Genomic DNA, 19,214 nt, shown 5'->3' on the forward strand with positions numbered 1-19,214 from the left:
TCATGAGTGAAGCGCTGGTGCTGTGCCGGTTTCTGCATTTCACCGTGGTGTTGCTGCTGTTCGGCATCTGGCTGTTCCGGCCGCTGTTGCTCAAGAGTGAAGCGCAGGCGCTGGACCTGCGTATCGCGCAGCTTGCCCGGTGGCTGGCTGCCGTTGCGATGATAAGTGGCATCAGTTGGGCGTTGCTGATCACCGCGAGCATGGCCGGTTCGGCAGCGGCAGCGTTTGATCCGGACACGGTTGCGCTGGTGCTGGGCAATACGTTTTTTGGTCAGGTCTGGCGCTGGCATCTGTTGATCAACGCAGTGTTGCTGGCGTTGCTGTTTACGCCATGGCGTTCGAACCTGCCGCTACGCCTGGGCCTGAGCGCGCTGCTGTTGGCGACACTGGCGCCGGTCGGGCATGGCGCGATGCTGGATGGTCTCAGCGGCCAACTGCTGATCCTCAACCAGATCGTCCACCTGACCTGCGTGGCGGCGTGGCTTGGCGGGTTGTTGCTGCTGGTGATGATTCTGCGCGAGCCGAATGAACCAATGCGCGAGATTCTGCGACGCTTCAGCGGGATCGGCTATGCGCTGGTTGCGGGCCTGCTGATCACCGGGTTGATCAACGTTCGCGTGCTGACCAGTCAGTGGTGGCCGACACCGCTCTTCACGGGGTTTGCGCTGATTCTGTTGATCAAGGCGATGATCGTGCTGGGGATGCTCGGGCTGGCGCTGTTCAACAGACTGCGGATCGACGATTGCGAACAACGCACAGGCGCGCTCAAGCGCAGTGTGCTGATGGAGTGGTTGCTCGGGATTGGCGCTGTCGCTGCCGTTTCACTGCTCGGCACACTGCCACCGATGATCACAGCCTGAAAAGCAAAAGATCGCAGCCTTCGGCAGCTCCTACAGGGGATTGCATTTCAATGTAGGAGCTGCCGAAGGCTGCGATCTTTTGATCTTAATGTGGTTGGGTATCGCCCGCCGCCGTATCGATACTCACCACCACCGACATCCCCGGCCGCAGTCGTTCCTCTTCCTGCTGATCCGGATCAATCGTGATCCGCACCGGCACCCGCTGGGCGATTTTGACGAAGTTGCCGGTGGCGTTATCCGCCTGCAGCAAGGCAAATTCCGAACCGGTGCCCGGCGAAATATGCTGCACATGCCCGGTGAATTTACGGTGGTTCAACGCATCGACGGTGAATCGCACCGGCTGCCCGACCCGCACGTTGTCCATCTGGGTTTCCTTCATGTTGGCGATCACCCATTTCTGGTTTGGCACCAGCGCCATCAACTGCGCCCCGGAGTTGACGTAGGCGCCGAGGCGCACGCCGATCTGCCCGAGTTGGCCATCACGTGGGGCAACAATTCGCGTGTTGGACAAGTCGATCCGCGCCAGTTGAACCGCCGCTTCGGCGCTGGCCACCGCCGCCTCCAGCGAACCGCGATTGACGATCACTGTTTGCAGGTCCTGACGGGCGATTTCCAGATTGGCCTTGGCCTGCGCCACCGCAGCAACGCTTTGCGCATTGGCCGCCAGCGCCACGTCCATCTCGCGTTTGGACACCGAACCGTCGCTCACCAGCTCCTTGTTACGCCGCAGATCCGCTTCGCTTTTGCGTAACTGCGCTTCGCTGTCGGCAACAACCGCCTGACGCAATTTGATCGTTGCTTCGGCGCTGTTGCGTTGCTGCACTACGTTGGCCAATGCGGCTTTCTGCACAGCCAGTTGCGCCAGCGACTGGTCGAGGCGCTGCTGGTAGATGCGGTCGTCCAAACGCACCAGCAAATCACCGGCTTTCACGAACTGGAAATCCTGCACCGGCACTTCATAGACATACCCGGCAAGCTGCGGGCCGATGATCGTCACCTGCCCGCGCACCAAGGCGTTTTCGGTGGTTTCGACGGCGCTGCTGAACGGTGGCAGTTGCCAGGCGTAGAGCACGATCAGCACGCCGACGATGGCAATCGCGGCAAAACCCAGCGACGAGATAATCCGCACCCGCAGCGAGCGTGGCTCGGTATTCGGTGAAGACGGCGGCGCGACACCCTCGGGTGTGGCGGCGATGGCGTTGGTCGTTGTGGTGGTCGGTTCGGTCATGAAGAAGTGGCACCGCTGTTAGTTACGGAAGGCTGAACGGGGGTAGCGGCGACGGCTTTGGTGGTGCTCATCAGCCACAGCGCGCGAATGGACAGCCAGATCATGGTCAGTACCGCGATCACGGCGATCAGCATGAATACATCGTTATAGGCCAGCACGTTGGCTTCGCGAGTCGCGGCATTCGACAGGCTGCGAATCCCGGCCAGATTGCGCAAGCTCGGGTCGGCCAGCAAGGAGCCATAGGCCGAACCGCCACTCTGAACACGGGCGGCAACCAACGGATCGGACAGCGTCAGGTGTTCGACCAGATGACTGGAGTGGAATTTTTCTCGCACGATCTGGAACGTGCCCAACAACGCCGCGCCGAGCAAGCCGCCAAGGTTGTTGCAGATCCCGAATAACACCGAAAAACTCACCAGATTACGCGGATTGGTCAGCACATTGCGGGTGCCGAAAACCATGGTCGGCCCCAGAAAAAACGTGCTGCCGAAGGCCAGCAGGAACTGACTGAAATAGAGGTTCGCCGGGCGGGTCAGGTTGTTGGAAAAACTGTCCATCACCGAGCCGGTCGCCATCAACGCCAGCGAGATGATCAGCGGCATCAGCAGGTGTTTGGGGTCGATGGTCAGCGCGCTGGTCGCCAACCCGGCGATGCTGCCGATCAGCATCACCACGTACAGGCTGTGCAACTGCTCATAACCCATGTTCAGGTTCTGCATGAACCCGACGGCGCCGGTGGATTGTTCCGAAGTGACCATACGAATCAGAGTCACCGCCAGCGCCAAGCGGATCATCGTGCCACTGCCGAGCCAGCGGGTCATCAGCATCGGGTTGCTGCGATTGTGCTCGATCGCCAGGCCCGCGAGGATCAGGGCAATCGAGCCCGCCAGCGCATAGCCGATCCAGTTTGCTTCCAGCCACCAATCGATCCGTCCCAGCGACAACACCGCGCAAAGCAGTGCCACGCCGCTGGCGAGAATCGCGAAGGTGAGAAAGTCCAGCGGTTCGAAGGTTTTGAAGCGGTCACCGGGCGGCAACTTGAGCAGCAGCACGCAGCCCAACGACAACAAGGCCATGCCCAATTCGAACAGGTACAAGCCGCGCCATTCGGCGATCTGCAACAGGTCTTCGGAGAACAAGCGCGCCAGCGGCAGGGCCAGTTGCGAGGCGCCGAGGCCCAGCACCAACGCCTTCAGCCGCCACTTGGCCGGAAACGCCTGGACCATGTAATACAAGCCCAGCGAACTCAATGCGGCGCCGACCATGCCGTGCGCCGCGCGCACCGCAATTGCCGAGTTCAGGTCGTTGACGAACAAATGGCCGAAGGTCACCAGCGCATACAGCACCAGAAACACCTCGGTGAATGCGCGCAAACCGAACTGTTGGCGAAACTTCACCAGCAGCAGGTTCATCGACACGTTGGTCATTACATACGCCGCCGGCAGCCAGGCCATTTCCGCGGTGGTGGCGCCGAGCGCGCCTTGCAGATAAATCAGGTTGGCGACCACTAGCGAATTACCCAACCCACCGGTCAACGCCACCAGCAACCCGACCAGCGCATAAGCCAGGCGCTTGGGGTTGGAGTGCAGCGGCGTCGAGGGGGAACCGGGCAGACTGGGCTTCTCGTGAGGCTGCCAGTCGCGCGGGGCGTATCGATCCATTAAAAGGCCTTGAGCTGGAGGTTGCTGAAGTTTGCCGTAAATCGTCCTGCAAACCCATATCCCCTGCAGGCTCACGCCTACAGGGGATTGGTATAAATCCGGATTCGTAAAATTTGTTTAAAAGTCATCTCGCCCGCAGCGGATTTTTCCCAAGCGTAGCGGATGCCACCCTTGAGCCACTTCTCAAACCTCAAGGTGACCGTTATGACCATTGCACACCGACAACGCTCCCCGCGTCTGTTCAAAAACCTCTTGGCTGCCGCCCTTCTAATGCCCGCCCTCGCGTTCGCCCAGGAACGACCATGGCCCGATGGCTCGCAACTGGTGATCTCGGTATCGATGCAGTTCGAAACCGGCGGCCAGCCCGAGGGCGCCGAAAGTCCTTTCTCCGGCACGCCGCTGCCCAAAGGCTATCCGGATCTGCCGGCGCAGACCTGGTTCGATTACGGCTACAAGGAAGGCTTGTGGCGGATGCTTGATCTGTGGGATCGCACCGGGATCAAAGTCACTTCCCACGTGGTCGGCGAAGCCGCGCTGAAACACCCGGAACTGGCCAAGGCAATCGCCGAGCGTGGCCATGAACTGGCCGCCCACGGCATGCGCTGGGCCGACTCCTACAACATGAGTTACGCGCAGGAAAAACAGTTCATCGGCGATGGTGTCGCGGCGGTGGAAAAACTCACCGGTCAAAGGTCGGTCGGCTACAACGCCAACTGGCTGCGGCGCAGCCCGAACACCCTGAAAGTCCTGCAGGATCTGAACTTCACCTATCACATCGATGATGTGAGCCGCGACGAGCCGTTCGTGACGATGGTGCGCGGCGCCAAATTCGCAGTGGTGCCTTACACCCTGCGCAACAACGATATCGTCCTGGTCGAGGGCCGGCATTTCTCCGCCGACCAGTTCTACCAGCAACTGGTGCTGGAATTCGACCGCCTCTACGCCGAAGGTGCAAACAAGCGGCGGATGATGTCGGTGAGTCTGCACGACCGCATCGGCGGTACACCGGCGATGGTCGAGGTGATGGAGCGGTTCATCCGTTATGCACAGTCGCACCCGAAAGTCAGCTTTATGCGAAAGGATAAAATTGCGCAGATCGTACTGACCGAGAAAAACCCGCTGATCGATAACAGCGAAGCGCTCTACAACAACTGATTGCACCGAAAGCAGCCCCCTTCACGCCTTGATGAGGGCTGCCGAGGCCCAAAAAGTCATCGTATAACTTCCAGTTGACTTTCCACGAAAGCTCCGTAAATATCGCCCCCAATGTTGTACGACAACGCACAACACTAATAAAAACAAGAACAATAAGGGAGCGTCACAGTGAGCACACTCGTCTGCAATTCCGTCCGCCATTCCCGATTCTCCATTACCCGCCCTCGTACCACCCTAAGCCTGATCGGCTGCAGCAGCCTTGCCCTGGTCTTGCCGATGAGCGCCGATGCCGAAGGCTTTCTCGAAGACAGCAAAGCCACGCTGAATCTGCGCAATGCGTACTTCAACCGCAACTTCGTCAATCCCGCCAACCCGCAAGGCAAGGCCGAAGAGTGGACGCAAAGCTTTATTCTCGACGCCAAGTCGGGCTTCACCCAAGGCACCGCCGGCTTCGGCCTGGACATCCTGGGGCTGTACTCGCAGAAGCTCGATGGCGGCAAAGGCACCGGTGGCACGCAATTGCTGCCGATCCACGATGACGGGCGGCCCGCTGACAATTTCGGACGCATGGGTGTGGCGCTGAAAGCCAAAGTGTCCAAGACCGAACTGAAAGTCGGCGAATGGATGCCAGTGCTGCCGATTTTGCGCTCGGACGATGGCCGCTCCCTGCCCCAGACCTTTCGTGGCGGTCAGATCACCTCCACCGAGATCAACGGCCTGAGCCTCTATGGCGGCCAGTTCCGCGGCAACAGCCCGCGCAACGACGCGAGCATGGAAGACATGTCGATGAACGGCCGCGGTGCGTTCACCTCGGATCGTTTCAACTTCGGCGGCGGCGAATACACCTTCAACGACAAGCGCACGATGGTCGGCGTGTGGTACGCCGAACTCTCTGACATCTACCAGCAGCAGTACTTCAACCTCAGCCACAGTCAACCGCTGGGCGACTGGACCCTGGGCGCCAACCTCGGTTTCTTCACCGGCAAGGAAGACGGCAGCGCCCAGGCCGGCGAACTCGACAACAAGACCACGTTTGCCATGCTCTCGGCCAAGTACGGCGGCAACACCTTCTACGTCGGCCTGCAAAAACTCACCGGCGACAGCGCCTGGATGCGGGTCAACGGCACCAGCGGCGGCACCTTGGCCAACGACAGTTACAACGCCAGCTACGACAACGCCAAGGAACGCTCCTGGCAGTTGCGCCACGACTACAACTTCGTCGCGCTCGGCATTCCCGGGCTGACCATGATGAACCGCTACATCAGCGGCGATAACGTCCACACCGGAACCATCACCGATGGCAAGGAGTGGGGCCGCGAATCCGAGTTGGCTTACACCGTACAGAGCGGGCCATTGAAAAATCTCAATGTGAAATGGCGTAACGCGACGATTCGCCGGGACTTCAGCACTAACGAGTTTGATGAGAACCGGATCTTTATCAGCTATCCGATTTCGTTGTTGTGAGTTCCTGCAACACCACAAATCCCCTGTAGGAGTGAGCCCGCTCGCGATAGCGGCCCGTCAGCCGCCATCGTGATGACTGATACACCGCTAGCGCGAGCAGGCTCACTCCTGCAAGGGATCGAATGCAGCCAAGAACTGGCCCTTCCGTCATTTACACCAAAAGTCGCGTTGACAAGATCCAGAAACCCTACCGATACTTCAGCGCAGTCATACGACAACCTACAACAACCCTAAAAACAATACGTGTAAGGGATTGCCATGACGTCTACCTCTACTCCACGCGCGCCATTCAATCGGCTGCTGCTTACCGGCGCCGCCGGTGGCCTGGGCAAAGTGCTGCGCGAACGCCTGCGCCCCTACGCCAATGTGCTGCGACTTTCAGACATCGCCGCCCTCACCCCGGCCATCGATGATCGCGAAGAAATCGTCGCCTGCGACCTCGCCGACAAACAGGCCGTGCATCAACTGGTTGAAGGTGTGGATGCCATCCTGCATTTCGGCGGCGTATCCGTGGAACGGCCGTTCGAGGAAATCCTCGGCGCCAACATCTGCGGCGTATTCCACATCTATGAGGCTGCACGCCGCCATGGTGTGAAACGGGTGATCTTCGCCAGTTCCAACCACGTCATCGGCTTCTACAAACAGGACGAACAGCTCGACGCCAGCTCCGCCCGCCGCCCCGACGGTTACTACGGTTTGTCCAAGTCTTACGGCGAAGACATGGCCAGTTTCTATTTCGATCGCTACGGCATCGAGACCGTCAGCATCCGCATCGGCTCTTCGTTCCCCGAACCCCAGAATCGCCGAATGATGCACACCTGGCTGAGCTTCGACGACCTCACCCAACTGCTCGAACACTCGCTCTACACCCCGAACGTCGGCCACACCGTGGTCTACGGCATGTCCGACAACAAAGACGTGTGGTGGGACAACCGCTTGGCCAGCCACCTGGGTTTCCAAGCCAAAGACAGCTCGGAAGTGTTTCGCGAAAAAGTCGAAGCGCAGCCGATGCCGGCGGCCGATGACCCGGCGCGGATCTATCAGGGTGGTGCTTTCGTTGCGGCCGGTCCGTTCGGCGACTGACCGCTCTGCTGTCCACTTGATCCCCCTCCAATAAAAACCAAGGGAATGAGTATGCAAGCCGAATTGATCGTCGACGCCCGCAACGCGGTCGGTGAGAGCCCGGTCTGGGTCGCGCAGGAAAACGCCCTGTATTGGGTGGATATTCCCAATGGCGGCCTGCAACGCTGGAGCGCCGACACCGGCCATGTCCACGCCTGGAAAACGCCTGAAATGCTCGCCTGTATTGCCCGGCACAGCCGGGGCGGCTGGATCGCCGGCATGGAAAGCGGTTTCTTCCATCTGCACCCGCATAACGACGGCAGTCTCGATTGCGAGTTGCTCGCCACGGTTGGACACAACCGCGCCGACATGCGCCTCAACGATGGCCGCTGCGATCGTCAGGGACGGTTCTGGGCCGGCAGTATGGTGCTGAACATGGGTTTGAATGCGCCCGAAGGCCGGCTCTATCGGTATAGCGCCGGCCAGACGGGTGCGATTGAAGCGCAACTCGACGGTTTCATCGTGCCCAACGGTCTCGGCTTCAGTCCCGACGGCAAGACGATGTACCTGTCCGACTCGCACCCCAACGTGCAATTGATCTGGGCGTTCGACTACGACACCGCCAGCGGCACACCATCAAACCGCCGCGTGTTCGTCGACATGAATCACTACAGCGGCCGCCCCGACGGCGCCGCCGTGGATGCCGACGGTTGCTACTGGATCTGCGCCAACGACGCCGGTCTCATTCACCGTTTCACCCCCGACGGACGCCTCGATTGCTCGCTGGCGGTACCGGTGAAAAAACCGACCATGTGCGCCTTCGGCGGTAGCCGGATGGACACCTTGTTCGTCGCCTCGATTCGCCCCGGTGACGATCACGATCCGCAGTCTCTGGCCGGCGGCGTGTTCGCGCTGACACCCGGCGTCAAAGGCCTGCCGGAACCCTTGTTTGACGATTTGCTTTAACCCGCCTCTGCTGCACCGCTGTGCCTTGAACACAAAAATAACAAGACTGGAGACACCCCCATGGACTTCAAACGCACGTTGCTCGCCGCCGCTTTGCCCCTCGCGTTAACCCTCAGCAGTGCCGCTCAGGCGCTGGAAATCAAATTCGCCGACATCCACCCCGCCGGTTATCCGACGGTGGTTGCCGAGCAAAGCATGGGCAAAGCCCTGACCAAGGAAACCAATGGCGACCTCACCTTCAAGTACTTCCCCGGAGGCGTGCTCGGCTCGGAAAAAGAGGTGATTGAGCAGGCACAGGTCGGCGCAATCCAGATGACCCGTGTCAGCCTGGGTATCGTCGGCCCGGTGGTGCCGGACGTGAACGTATTCAACATGCCATTCATCTTCCGCGACCAGGCGCACATGCGCGCGGTGATCGATGGCGAAGTCGGCGATGCGATTCTCGACCGGATCACCAACTCTGAATTCGGCCTGGTGGCCTTGGCGTGGATGGACGGTGGTACGCGCAACATCTACACCAAAAAACCAGTGCGCAAACTCGAAGACCTCAAAGGCATGAAGATCCGCGTGCAAGGCAACCCGATGTTCATCGAGACCATCAACGCCATGGGCGGCAACGGCATCGCCATGGACACCGGCGAGATCTTCAGCGCCCTGCAGACCGGCGTGATCGACGGCGCGGAGAACAACCCGCCGACCCTGCTCGAACACAACCACTTCCAGAACGCCAAGTTCTACAGCCTGACCGGGCATCTGATCCTGCCCGAGCCAATCGTGATGTCGAAAATCACCTGGGAAAAACTCACCCCCGACCAACAGACGCTGGTGAAGAAAGCCGCCAAGGCTGCCCAGCTTGAAGAGCGCGCACTGTGGGATGCGAAATCCGCCAGCAGTGAAGAAAAACTCAAGGCCGCCGGCGTCGAGTTCATCACCGTCGACAAGAAACCCTTCTACGAGGCCACAGCCTCGGTTCGCGAGAAGTACGGCGCGCCTTACGCCGACCTGATCAAGCGCATCGAAGCCGTGCAGTAACCCTCCCAGCCCTCAATGAAAGGCCCGGCCGCGCTGGCGTCACTCGACGTCCGCGCGGCCCGGTTACGGTGGAACCCGATGAAGAATTTGCTGTTGCGCATCAATGACCGAATCTACATGGCTTGCATCTGGGTCGCCGGACTGTCCGTACTGGCCATCGCCCTGATTATTCCCTGGGGTGTTTTTGCCCGTTATGCCCTCGGCACCGGCTCGAGCTGGCCGGAGCCCACCGCCATCCTGCTGATGATGGTGTTCACCTTTATCGGCGCCGCCGCCAGCTACCGTGCCGGCGCGCACATGGCCGTGGCGATGGTTACCGACCGCTTGCAACCCAACCTGCGCAGAACCATGAGCATCGTTTCGCAATTGCTGATGGGCACCATTTGCCTGTTCATGACCATCTGGGGCACCAAGCTCTGCCTGTCGACCTGGAACCAGTTCATGAGCGCCCTGCCGACTCTGCGCGTGGGTATCACCTACATGCCAATCCCGATTGGCGGCGCCTTGACCCTGATTTTTGTGCTGGAAAAACTCATTCTCGGTGACCAGAGCAACCGTCGGGTTGTGCGGTTCGATCTGGTTGAAGAAAGCGAAGGGGCTGCCTGATGGACGCATTGATTCTGCTGGGCAGTTTTATCGCGCTGATCCTGATCGGCATGCCGGTCGCTTACGCTCTAGGGCTGTCAGCGCTGATCGGCGCATGGTGGATCGACATTCCGTTCCAGGCCCTGATGATTCAGGTGGCCGGTGGGGTGAACAAGTTCTCGCTGCTGGCGATTCCGTTCTTCGTCCTCGCCGGGGCGATCATGGCCGAAGGTGGCATGTCACGCAGGCTGGTGGCGTTCGCCGGGGTGCTGGTGGGTTTCGTGCGGGGCGGTCTGTCGCTGGTCAACATCATGGCCTCGACGTTTTTCGGGGCGATTTCCGGTTCCTCGGTGGCCGATACCGCGTCGGTGGGTTCGGTGCTGATTCCGGAAATGGAGCGCAAGGGCTATCCACGGGATTTCTCCACGGCGGTAACGGTCAGCGGTTCGGTGCAGGCCTTGCTGACGCCGCCGAGCCATAACTCGGTGCTCTACTCGCTGGCGGCTGGCGGCACGGTGTCCATCGCCTCGCTGTTCATGGCCGGCGTGGTGCCGGGCCTGTTGATGAGCGCGTGCCTGATGGTGTTGTGCCTGATCTTTGCGCGTAAACGCGACTATCCCAAAGGTGAAGTCATCCCGCTGCGTGAAGCCCTGAAAATCTGCGGCGAAGCGTTGTGGGGGCTGATGGCGATGGTGATCATCCTCGGCGGCATCCTCTCCGGGATCTTCACCGCGACCGAGTCGGCAGCCATTGCCGTGCTGTGGTCATTCTTCGTCACCATGTTCATCTACCGCGATTACAAGTGGAGTGAACTGCCAAAACTGATGCACCGCACAGTACGCACGATTTCGATCGTGATGATCCTGATCGGTTTCGCCGCGAGTTTTGGCTACATCATGACCTTGATGCAGATCCCGGCGAAAATCACCACGCTGTTCCTGACCCTGTCGGACAACCGCTACGTGATCCTGATGTGCATCAACGTCATGCTGCTGTTGCTCGGCACGGTGATGGACATGGCGCCGCTGATCCTGATCCTCACGCCAATCCTGATGCCGGTGATTCTCGGCATCGGCGTCGACCCGGTGCAGTTCGGCATGATCATGCTGGTCAACCTCGGGATCGGACTGATAACACCGCCAGTGGGCGCGGTGCTGTTTGTCGGTTCGGCGGTGGGCAAGGTCAGCATCGAAAGCACCGTGAAGGCGCTGCTGCCGTTTTATGCGGTGCTGTTTCTGGTGTTGATGCTGGTGACCTACGTTCCGGCGATTTCGCTGTGGTTGCCGCATTTGGTGTTGTAACGCAGTAACTGTGGTGAGGGAGCAGGCTCCCTCACCACAAGGTTAACCTCACGCCCGCAACAACATATACCCCGCCACCACCAGACACACGCTGGCAAACCCCACCTGCAACGCCCGCGCCGGCACCCGTGCGCACAGCTTGCGACCGATGATCATGCCGACGACGCTGGCAACAATGAACGCGGCGCCCTGACTGTCGATCCGCACCCCGGCATGAAACGCGCCGATCACCCCGATCGCGGAAATCAGACTGATCACCATCAGCGACGTGGCAACGATGCCGCGCATTTGCACGTCGGTCAGTTGCTTGAACGCCGGCACGATCAGGAAACCACCGCCGACACCGAGCAGTCCGGATACCACACCGGTGACCGCGCCCAAGGCTGCCAGAGTCGCGGTGCATTTGGCGGTCCAGTCGAAACGCCCGGTCTCTGCATCGAGCATGCAGTTCTTCTGCCCCCAACTGGCGTGACCGTGGTCACTCGGGCCTTGCGCCTGACGCTCACGCCGCAGCATGCGCCAGGCAACCATGACCATAAGCAGGCTGAACAGCATCATCAGGATCTTCTCGGGCAACTGATGCGCGAAGTAGATCCCCAGCGGTGAAAACACTGCACCGAGTGCCGCAATCAACAACGCCGCGCGATAACGCACCAAACCATGGCGCAAGCCATCGATGGCCCCGACCGCCGCGGCACTGCCCACCGCAAACAACGCCACCGGCGCTGCCTGGGTCATCGTCCAGCCCAGCCCGAGCACCAGCGCCGGCACCGCGAGAATCCCGCCGCCGGCCCCGGTCAAGCCGAGAACCAGTCCCATCACCACACCAAACAGGCTTGCCAGCAACATAGGGTTTTCTCAGTCGACCTTGGACAGACTTGTCAGCCACTCGCGGCCCTTGAGCATGCCGTTCCAGTAGAACCACGGCAGCAACGTCGCCTTGAGCAACCATGCCGAGCGGCGCGGTACGGTCGGGTCCAGCGGAAAGGTCGGCAGCAATTTGCCGGCATAGCCAAACTCGGCGAGGATCACCTTGCCCTTTTCTACCGTCAGCGGGCAGGAACCGTAGCCGTCGTACTTCAGCGGCAACGGCTGCTGCTTGCGCAGGGCCAGCAGGTTCTCCGCCACCACGACGATTTGCTTGCGCACGGCCGCCGCGGTTTTCGCATTGCTGGTGCCACAGATATCGCCAAGCGCAAACACCTGCGGATAACGCGGATGTTGCAGGCTGTGCGGATTGACTTCGCACCAGCCGGCAGCGTCGGCCAAAGGGCTTTGCGCGATGAAATCCGGCGAGACCTGCGGCGGCACGACGTGCAGCAGGTCAAAGGTTTTCGCTTGTTGGCTGACGTTGCCGTCGGCGTCCTTGACCTCGAACCACGCAGTTTTCGCCGGGCCGTCGACCTTGACCAGATTCGAGTTGAAGGCCAATCGCGCGTTGTATTTTTCGATGTATTTCATCAGTGGCGGGACGAATGTCGCCACGCCGAACAGCGCAGCACCGGCCAGGTTGAACTCGACCTCGACCTTGTTCAACACGCCGCTTTTGCGCCAGTAATCGCAGGACAGATACAGCGCTTTTTGCGGCGCGCCGGCGCATTTGATCGGCATCGCCGGTTGGGTGAACAGTGCCTTGCCACCGCGCAGTTTCTGCACCTGATCCCAAGTGTATTGCGCGTGCTGATAGCTATAGTTGGAGGTGACGCCGTGCTGGCCGAGGCTTTCCTGCAAGCCTTCGATTTTCTCCCAGGCCAGGCGCAGGCCGGGACAGACGATCAGGTTTTGGTAGCTGACGGTGCGCTGATCGTTGAGAGTGAGTTGGCGATTGTCGGGATCGATTGCGGTCACCGCGGCCTGAATCCAGGTGGCCTGACGCGGCATCACTTTGCTCATCGGCCTTACGGTGTCTTTGACGTCGTAAGCGCCCCCGCCGACCAGCGTCCACGCCGGTTGATAATAGTGCTGGGCACTGGGTTCGATCACGGTGATCTTCAAGTGCGGATCGCGCTTGAGCAGACTGGCGACGAAGCCGATGCCGGCAGTGCCACCGCCGATGACCACGATATCTGCACTGATGGATGGGCCCCAGTGTTGATCGTTCATTGCTTGTTCCTTATGGCTGCACGCAAGGATTTTCGGCCATAACACAAATCCCAATGTGGGAGCGAGCCTGCTCGCGAAGGCGGACTATCAGTCGAATAAAGTATTGACTGAACCGCCGCTTTCGCGAACAGGCTCGCTCCCACAGGGTTGATGTGTTCTGGCAGGCATTTATTGGTGACCGAGGCTTTTGAGTACTGCCCCACAGTAGAGTCCGGACAGGGTTTTCATTACCTGGATGACTTCAGGACTGGCCAGGCCGTAAAAAATGTACTTGCCTTCACGACGGGTCGCGACAAGCCCTTCATCGCGCAAGATGCCCAATTGCTGGGACAGCGTCGGCTGACGCACGCCGGTCATTTTCTCCAGCTCGCCAACGTTGCGTTCGCCCTGGGTCAACTGGCACAGGATCAACAGACGATCCTCATTGGCCATGGCCTTCAGCAGCGCACAGGCCTTGGAGGCCGAGGCGCGTAATTGGGCGACTTCACATTCGGTCAGACTGGATTGCATTTGCAGGATGCCTTCAACGTCACTTAAGCTGCGAACATTATGTTTTTACATAAAGTGTTGCAACCGACTTTTCTTCCCCTGCACAGGTTCATGTCCATGCCCGCGCTGATTGAAGCTTTCCTCGACCCCGCCTCCTCGACCTACAGCTACGTGGTCTATGAAGCAGACGGCGGACAATGCGCAATCGTCGATCCGGTGCTCGATTACGACGGCGCCGCCGGCCGCACCGGCACGGCCCAGGCCGACAAGCTCATCGCCTTCGTCCGCGCGCACAACCTGCAAGTGCAATGGCTGCTGGAAACCCACGCCCACGCCGATCACTTGTCCGCCGCACCGTATCTGCGCCGGGAACTGGGCGGCAAGATCGCCATTGGCGAGTCGATCAGCAAAGTGCAAAACGTGTTCAAGGCATTGTTCAATCTGGAGCCGGAGTTTTGCGTCGATGGCTCGCAGTTCGATCACCTGTTCGCGCCGAACGAGTCGTTCATGATCGGCAACCTCAAGGCCACCGCGCTGCACGTGCCTGGCCACACCCCGGCGGACATGGCCTATTTGATCGACGGCGAACAGATCCTGGTCGGCGATACGTTGTTCATGCCTGACGTCGGCACCGCGCGCTGCGACTTCCCCGGTGGCAACGCTCATCAACTGTTCAACTCGATCAAGAAACTGCTGGCCTTCCCGGCCGGCGTGAAGCTCTACGTGTGCCACGATTACCCGCCGGAGGGGCGTGAGTCGCAGTGCCAGAGTACTGTCGGTGAGCAGCGCAAAAGTAACATTCACGTGCATGACGGCATCGACGAGGCGGCGTTTGTCGAGATGCGCACAAAACGCGATGCCGGATTGGGAATGCCGACACTGTTGTTGCCGGCGATACAGGTGAATGTTCGGGCGGGGAATTTGCCGGCGGCCGAGGATAACGGCGTGGTCTACCTGAAGATCCCGATCAACAAGCTTTAACGTCAAGATCGCAGCCTGCGGCAGCTCCTTGGAGAAATGCGAATCCAATGCAGGAGCTGCCGCAGGCTGCGATCTTTTGATCTTCACGCCCCCAGCGTCAACCCATTTGCCGGCAACGGCAACGCTGTCTTATAGCGCACCTGCTTGAGTGCAAAGCTCGACCGGATATTCGCCACCCCCGGCACCTTGGTCAGAAAGTCCATCATGAAGCGCTCCAGCGACTGAATGGTCGGCACCAGCACCCGGATCAGATAGTCCGGGTCGCCGGCCATCAGGTAGCACTCCATCACCTCGGGGCGATCGGAAATCGCTTCCTCGAAATGCTGCAATGCCTCCTCGACCTGTTTCTCAAGGCTCACGTGAATGAACACATTCACATGCAGCCCCAGCAGATCGGCGTCCAGCAGGGTCACCTGTTCGCGAATCAGGCCTAATTCTTCCATCGCCTTGACCCGGTTGAAGCACGGCGTTGGCGACAGATTCACCGAGCGTGCAAGGTCAGCGTTGGTGATGCGCGCATTCTCCTGAAGGCTGTTGAGAATGCCGATGTCGGTACGGTCCAGTTTGCGCATGAGACAAAACCACCTGTTTTTTATGCTTATGCAGAATTTCTATCTGCAAATGATCGCCAGCGCAACGAAACAGAGATAAATATTCTTCTTGCCCGGGCCTATGATTGTTGTAGGACAAGATTTCTTTTATCGAAGAATGACTGCCAGCTCACTACAAGAAATTCACAAGATCGAGCGTAGAAGCCATGACCCAAGCGTATGAACCGCTGCGTCTGCACGTCCCTGAACCTTCGGGCCGCCCAGGCTGCAAAACCGACTTCTCCTACCTGCATCTGACCGATGCCGGCACGGTGCGCAAACCTTCCATCGACGTAGAACCTGCCGACACCGCCGACTTGGCCCGTGGCCTGATTCGCGTGCTTGACGATCAAGGCAACGCCCTCGGCCCGTGGGCCGAGAACGTTCCGGTCGAGATCCTCCGCAAGGGCATGCGCGCCATGCTCAAGACGCGCATCTACGACAACCGCATGGTGGTCGCCCAGCGCCAGAAAAAAATGTCGTTCTACATGCAAAGTCTTGGCGAAGAAGCCATCGGCAGCGCCCAGGCCCTGGCGTTGAACATCGACGACATGTGCTTCCCGACCTACCGTCAGCAAAGCATTCTCATGGCTCGCGAAGTACCGCTGGTCGACCTGATCTGCCAACTGCTGTCCAACGAGCGCGATCCGCTCAAGGGCCGTCAGTTACCGATCATGTATTCGGTCAAGGAAGCCGGTTTCTTCACCATCTCCGGTAACCTCGCCACCCAGTTCATTCAAGCGGTTGGCTGGGGTATGGCCTCCGCGATCAAGGGCGACACGAAAATCGCCTCGGCATGGATCGGCGACGGCGCCACCGCCGAATCGGACTTCCACACCGCCCTTACCTTCGCTCACGTTTACCGGGCGCCGGTGATTCTCAACGTGGTCAACAACCAATGGGCGATCTCGACCTTCCAGGCCATCGCCGGCGGTGAAGCCACCACTTTCGCCGGACGCGGCGTCGGTTGCGGCATCGCCTCACTGCGCGTCGACGGCAACGACTTCTACGCGGTCTACGCCGCGTCTGCCTGGGCTGCCGAGCGCGCCCGGCGCAATCTCGGCCCGACCATGATCGAGTGGGTCACCTACCGCGCCGGCCCGCACTCGACCTCCGATGACCCGTCCAAATACCGTCCTGCCGATGACTGGAGCCACTTCCCGCTGGGCGATCCGATTGCCCGCTTGAAACAGCACCTGATCAAGGTCGGCCACTGGTCGGACGAAGAGCACGCCGCCGTCAGCGCCGAGCTTGAAGCCGAAGTGATTGCCGCGCAGAAACAGGCCGAACAGTACGGCACCCTCGCCGGCGGCCAGATCCCGAGCGCAGCGACCATGTTCGAAGACGTCTACAAAGAGATGCCGGAGCACTTGAAGCGCCAGCGTCAGCAGTTGGGGATCTGACATGAACGATCACAACAACAATATTCAGTTGGAAACCGCCATGACCACGACCACCATGACCATGATCCAGGCTCTGCGCTCGGCCATGGATGTGATGCTTGAGCGTGACGACAATGTGGTGGTGTTCGGTCAGGACGTCGGTTATTTCGGCGGCGTGTTCCGTTGCACCGAGGGCTTGCAGACCAAGTACGGCGCTTCCCGGGTGTTCGATGCTCCTATCTCCGAGAGCGGCATCGTCGGCGTTGCCGTCGGCATGGGCGCTTACGGTCTGCGTCCGGTGGCTGAAATCCAGTTCGCCGACTACGTCTACCCGGCCTCCGACCAGATCATTTCCGAAGCCGCGCGCCTGCGTTATCGCTCGGCCGGCGAGTTCACCGCCCCGATGACCCTGCGCATGCCTTGCGGCGGTGGTATCTACGGAGGCCAGACCCACAGCCAGAGCATCGAGGCGATGTTCACCCAGGTCTGCGGTTTGCGCACGGTCATGCCGTCCAACCCGTATGACGCCAAAGGCCTGCTGATCGCGTCCATCGAAAACGATGACCCGGTGATTTTTCTGGAGCCGAAACGCCTGTACAACGGCCCGTTCGATGGCCACCACGATCGCCCGGTAACCCCGTGGTCGAAGCACCCGCAAGCCCAGGTTCCGGACGGCTACTACACCGTGCCGCTGGACGTCGCCGCGATCACCCGTCCGGGCAAGGACGTGACCGTGCTGACCTATGGCACCACCGTTTACGTGTCGCAAGTGGCGGCTGAAGAAAGCGGCGTCGACGCCGAAGTCATCGACCTGCGCAGCCTGTGGCCGCTGGACCTGGAAACCATCGTCAAATCCGTGAAGAAAACCGGTCGCTGCGTGGTGGTCCACGAAGCCACTCGCACCTGCGGTTTCGGCGCCGAACTGGTATCGCTGGTGCAAGAGCATTGCTTCCATCACCTGGAAGCGCCGATCGAGCGCGTCACCGGTTGGGACACCCCCTACCCGCACGCGCAAGAGTGGGCGTATTTCCCTGGGCCGTCCCGAGTGGGCGCGGCGTTGAAACGGGTCATGGAGGTCTGAATGGGCACGCACGTTATCAAGATGCCGGACATTGGCGAAGGCATCGCAGAAGTAGAACTGTCGCAGTGGCACGTCAAGGTTGGTGATCTGGTGGTTGAGGATCAGGTGCTGGCGGACGTGATGACCGATAAGGCGATGGTCGATATTCCGTCGCCGGTCCATGGCAAAGTCATTGCGCTGGGCGGCCAGCCGGGTGAAGTGATGGCGGTTGGCAGTGTGCTGATCAGCATTGAAGTCGAGGGTGCCGGTAACCTGAAAGAGTCTGCCGCGCCAGCGCCGGTCAAAGAAGCACCTGCGGCGCCGAACGTTGAAGCAATTGTTGAACGTAAACCTGCTCCAGCCGCCTCGCGTCCGGCTACGGTTTGCCAAGGCCCGATGGTTGTCCGCGAAGCGGATGAACGCCCACTGGCCTCCCCGGCCGTGCGCAAACATGCGCTTGATCTGGGGATTCAATTGCGTCTGGTGCGCGGTTCCGGCCCGGCCGGTCGTGTGCTGCACGAAGACCTTGAAGCCTATCTGGCGCAAGGTCAGTCCAACGCTTCAGCACCAGTCGCCGCCGCTTACGCCCAACGTAACGACGAAGAACAGATTCAAGTGATCGGCATGCGCCGCAAGATCGCCCAGCGCATGCAGGACGCCACCCAGCGCGCCGCGCACTTCAGCTACGTCGAGGAAATCGACGTTACCGCGATTGAAGAGCTGCGCACGCACCTGAATGAAAAACACGGTGCGAGCCGTGGCAAGTTGACCCTGCTGCCGTTCCTCGTGCGCGCTCTGGTTGTGGCCCTGCGTGACTTCCCGCAAATGAACGCCCGCTATGACGACGAAGCCCAGGTCATCACCCGTCTCGGCGCGGTACACGTCGGCGTCGCCACGCAAAGCGATGTCGGTTTGATGGTGCCAGTGGTTCGCCACGCCGAGGCGCGCAGCCTGTGGGACAGCGCCGCCGAGATCTCACGTTTGGCCAATGCCGCGCGCAATGGCAAGGCCAGCCGCGATGAGCTGTCAGGCTCGACTATTACCCTGACCAGCCTCGGTGCGCTGGGCGGCATTGTCAGCACGCCTGTTTTGAACCTGCCGGAAGTGGCGATCGTCGGCGTGAACAAAATCGTCGAACGCCCGATGGTCGTCAAAGGCCAGGTGGTGATCCGCAAGATGATGAACCTCTCCAGTTCCTTCGATCACCGCGTGGTCGACGGCATGGACGCGGCGCTCTTTATCCAGGCCATTCGTGGCCTGCTCGAACAACCCGCGACCCTGTTTGTGGAGTGATG

Annotated in this window: 18 protein-coding genes; 12 read left to right on the forward strand and 6 right to left on the reverse strand. The window is 60.2% G+C overall.

The features are described 5' to 3' along the window. Positions 1 to 2 precede the first annotated feature (2 nt). On the forward strand, positions 3 to 860 hold the full coding sequence (gene copD / locus PSH79_RS16445; RefSeq protein WP_305438448.1) for a copper homeostasis membrane protein CopD: 858 nt from the start codon (positions 3 to 5) through the stop codon (positions 858 to 860). Between the two features lie 85 nt (positions 861 to 945). Here the strand turns inward: copD and PSH79_RS16450 are convergent, their stop codons facing one another. Both PSH79_RS16450 and PSH79_RS16455 read right to left on the reverse strand, forming a co-directional pair. Continuing rightward, positions 946 to 2,088, reverse strand: coding sequence for an HlyD family secretion protein (locus PSH79_RS16450; RefSeq protein ID WP_305438449.1), 1,143 nt, complete (start codon positions 2,086 to 2,088; stop codon positions 946 to 948). Further along, the gene (locus PSH79_RS16455) at positions 2,085 to 3,749 is read right to left on the reverse strand and encodes an MFS transporter (protein ID WP_305438450.1); all 1,665 of its coding nucleotides are present in this window, start codon (positions 3,747 to 3,749) and stop codon (positions 2,085 to 2,087) included. Before PSH79_RS16455 ends, PSH79_RS16450 begins: the two co-directional genes overlap by 4 nt. A 204-nt stretch (positions 3,750 to 3,953) precedes the next feature. Here PSH79_RS16455 and PSH79_RS16460 point away from each other — a divergent pair, with 204 nt between their 5' ends. The 7 genes from PSH79_RS16460 (at position 3,954) to PSH79_RS16490 (ending at position 11,314) form a co-directional block, all read left to right on the forward strand. Then, complete coding sequence (locus PSH79_RS16460; RefSeq protein ID WP_305438451.1) at positions 3,954 to 4,904, forward strand: polysaccharide deacetylase family protein; 951 nt, start codon at positions 3,954 to 3,956, stop codon at positions 4,902 to 4,904. Between the two features lie 168 nt (positions 4,905 to 5,072). Next, on the forward strand, positions 5,073 to 6,368 hold the full coding sequence (locus PSH79_RS16465) for an OprD family porin (RefSeq protein WP_305438452.1): 1,296 nt from the start codon (positions 5,073 to 5,075) through the stop codon (positions 6,366 to 6,368). Between the two features lie 258 nt (positions 6,369 to 6,626). Beyond that, positions 6,627 to 7,451, forward strand: a complete 825-nt coding sequence (locus tag PSH79_RS16470; protein WP_305438453.1) for an NAD(P)-dependent oxidoreductase — start codon at positions 6,627 to 6,629, stop codon at positions 7,449 to 7,451. Positions 7,452 to 7,502: 51 nt separating this feature from the next. Further along, positions 7,503 to 8,396, forward strand: coding sequence for an SMP-30/gluconolactonase/LRE family protein (locus tag PSH79_RS16475; protein WP_305438454.1), 894 nt, complete (start codon positions 7,503 to 7,505; stop codon positions 8,394 to 8,396). 60 nt (positions 8,397 to 8,456) lie between these two features. Next, on the forward strand, positions 8,457 to 9,428 hold the full coding sequence (locus tag PSH79_RS16480) for a TRAP transporter substrate-binding protein (RefSeq protein ID WP_123535892.1): 972 nt from the start codon (positions 8,457 to 8,459) through the stop codon (positions 9,426 to 9,428). A 78-nt stretch (positions 9,429 to 9,506) separates the two neighbouring features. Next, the gene (locus tag PSH79_RS16485) at positions 9,507 to 10,034 is read left to right on the forward strand and encodes a TRAP transporter small permease (RefSeq protein WP_305438455.1); all 528 of its coding nucleotides are present in this window, start codon (positions 9,507 to 9,509) and stop codon (positions 10,032 to 10,034) included. Continuing rightward, the gene (locus PSH79_RS16490) at positions 10,034 to 11,314 is read left to right on the forward strand and encodes a TRAP transporter large permease (RefSeq protein ID WP_305438456.1); all 1,281 of its coding nucleotides are present in this window, start codon (positions 10,034 to 10,036) and stop codon (positions 11,312 to 11,314) included. The genes PSH79_RS16485 and PSH79_RS16490 overlap by 1 nt, the downstream gene beginning before the upstream one ends. Positions 11,315 to 11,362: 48 nt before the next feature. On the opposite strand, the gene PSH79_RS16495 is transcribed toward PSH79_RS16490, so the two are convergent. The 3 genes from PSH79_RS16495 to PSH79_RS16505 all read right to left on the reverse strand — a co-directional run bounded on the left by PSH79_RS16495 (position 11,363) and on the right by PSH79_RS16505 (position 13,927). Continuing rightward, positions 11,363 to 12,163, reverse strand: coding sequence for a sulfite exporter TauE/SafE family protein (locus tag PSH79_RS16495; protein WP_305438457.1), 801 nt, complete (start codon positions 12,161 to 12,163; stop codon positions 11,363 to 11,365). A gap of 9 nt (positions 12,164 to 12,172) precedes the next feature. Then, the gene (locus PSH79_RS16500) at positions 12,173 to 13,417 is read right to left on the reverse strand and encodes an FAD/NAD(P)-binding oxidoreductase (RefSeq protein WP_305438458.1); all 1,245 of its coding nucleotides are present in this window, start codon (positions 13,415 to 13,417) and stop codon (positions 12,173 to 12,175) included. A gap of 168 nt (positions 13,418 to 13,585) precedes the next feature. Next, the gene (locus tag PSH79_RS16505) at positions 13,586 to 13,927 is read right to left on the reverse strand and encodes a helix-turn-helix transcriptional regulator (protein WP_007915092.1); all 342 of its coding nucleotides are present in this window, start codon (positions 13,925 to 13,927) and stop codon (positions 13,586 to 13,588) included. Positions 13,928 to 14,023: 96 nt separating this feature from the next. On the opposite strand from PSH79_RS16505, the gene PSH79_RS16510 reads away from it, so the two are divergent. Further along, the gene (locus PSH79_RS16510; protein ID WP_305438459.1) at positions 14,024 to 14,887 is read left to right on the forward strand and encodes an MBL fold metallo-hydrolase; all 864 of its coding nucleotides are present in this window, start codon (positions 14,024 to 14,026) and stop codon (positions 14,885 to 14,887) included. 83 nt (positions 14,888 to 14,970) lie between these two features. On the opposite strand, the gene bkdR is transcribed toward PSH79_RS16510, so the two are convergent. Continuing rightward, positions 14,971 to 15,459, reverse strand: a complete 489-nt coding sequence (gene bkdR, locus PSH79_RS16515) for a Bkd operon transcriptional regulator BkdR (protein WP_025111414.1) — start codon at positions 15,457 to 15,459, stop codon at positions 14,971 to 14,973. Positions 15,460 to 15,644: 185 nt separating this feature from the next. Here bkdR and PSH79_RS16520 point away from each other — a divergent pair, with 185 nt between their 5' ends. The 3 genes from PSH79_RS16520 to PSH79_RS16530 are packed head-to-tail and all read left to right on the forward strand — an operon-like array spanning position 15,645 to position 19,212. Continuing rightward, entirely contained in the window at positions 15,645 to 16,880 is a 1,236-nt protein-coding gene (locus tag PSH79_RS16520) for a 3-methyl-2-oxobutanoate dehydrogenase (2-methylpropanoyl-transferring) subunit alpha (protein WP_007915086.1), read from the forward strand. 1 nt (position 16,881) lies between these two features. Then, entirely contained in the window at positions 16,882 to 17,940 is a 1,059-nt protein-coding gene (locus PSH79_RS16525; protein WP_008086973.1) for an alpha-ketoacid dehydrogenase subunit beta, read from the forward strand. After that, complete coding sequence (locus PSH79_RS16530) at positions 17,941 to 19,212, forward strand: dihydrolipoamide acetyltransferase family protein (protein WP_305438465.1); 1,272 nt, start codon at positions 17,941 to 17,943, stop codon at positions 19,210 to 19,212. It begins immediately after the preceding gene. Positions 19,213 to 19,214: the final 2 nt, after the last annotated feature.

Origin of the sequence: Pseudomonas sp. FP2196 (genome assembly GCF_030687715.1) — a bacterium.
Taxonomy (GTDB): domain Bacteria; phylum Pseudomonadota; class Gammaproteobacteria; order Pseudomonadales; family Pseudomonadaceae; genus Aquipseudomonas.

What these genes read in the sequence shown, in the direction of transcription:
- PSH79_RS16460 (WP_305438451.1), top strand. Translation starts at nt 3,954, where the DNA reads ATGACCATTGCACACCGACAACGCTCCCCGCGTCTGTTCAAAAACCTC.
- copD (WP_305438448.1), top strand. Translation starts at nt 3, where the DNA reads ATGAGTGAAGCGCTGGTGCTGTGCCGGTTTCTGCATTTCACCGTGGTG.
- PSH79_RS16470 (WP_305438453.1), top strand. Translation starts at nt 6,627, where the DNA reads ATGACGTCTACCTCTACTCCACGCGCGCCATTCAATCGGCTGCTGCTT.
- PSH79_RS16510 (WP_305438459.1), top strand. Translation starts at nt 14,024, where the DNA reads ATGCCCGCGCTGATTGAAGCTTTCCTCGACCCCGCCTCCTCGACCTAC.
- PSH79_RS16520 (WP_007915086.1), top strand. Translation starts at nt 15,645, where the DNA reads ATGACCCAAGCGTATGAACCGCTGCGTCTGCACGTCCCTGAACCTTCG.
- PSH79_RS16485 (WP_305438455.1), top strand. Translation starts at nt 9,507, where the DNA reads ATGAAGAATTTGCTGTTGCGCATCAATGACCGAATCTACATGGCTTGC.
- PSH79_RS16495 (WP_305438457.1), bottom strand. Translation starts at nt 12,163, where the DNA reads ATGTTGCTGGCAAGCCTGTTTGGTGTGGTGATGGGACTGGTTCTCGGC.
- PSH79_RS16530 (WP_305438465.1), top strand. Translation starts at nt 17,941, where the DNA reads ATGGGCACGCACGTTATCAAGATGCCGGACATTGGCGAAGGCATCGCA.
- PSH79_RS16475 (WP_305438454.1), top strand. Translation starts at nt 7,503, where the DNA reads ATGCAAGCCGAATTGATCGTCGACGCCCGCAACGCGGTCGGTGAGAGC.
- PSH79_RS16455 (WP_305438450.1), bottom strand. Translation starts at nt 3,749, where the DNA reads ATGGATCGATACGCCCCGCGCGACTGGCAGCCTCACGAGAAGCCCAGT.
- PSH79_RS16480 (WP_123535892.1), top strand. Translation starts at nt 8,457, where the DNA reads ATGGACTTCAAACGCACGTTGCTCGCCGCCGCTTTGCCCCTCGCGTTA.
- bkdR (WP_025111414.1), bottom strand. Translation starts at nt 15,459, where the DNA reads ATGCGCAAACTGGACCGTACCGACATCGGCATTCTCAACAGCCTTCAG.
- PSH79_RS16505 (WP_007915092.1), bottom strand. Translation starts at nt 13,927, where the DNA reads ATGCAATCCAGTCTGACCGAATGTGAAGTCGCCCAATTACGCGCCTCG.
- PSH79_RS16450 (WP_305438449.1), bottom strand. Translation starts at nt 2,088, where the DNA reads ATGACCGAACCGACCACCACAACGACCAACGCCATCGCCGCCACACCC.
- PSH79_RS16500 (WP_305438458.1), bottom strand. Translation starts at nt 13,417, where the DNA reads ATGAACGATCAACACTGGGGCCCATCCATCAGTGCAGATATCGTGGTC.
- PSH79_RS16490 (WP_305438456.1), top strand. Translation starts at nt 10,034, where the DNA reads ATGGACGCATTGATTCTGCTGGGCAGTTTTATCGCGCTGATCCTGATC.
- PSH79_RS16525 (WP_008086973.1), top strand. Translation starts at nt 16,882, where the DNA reads ATGAACGATCACAACAACAATATTCAGTTGGAAACCGCCATGACCACG.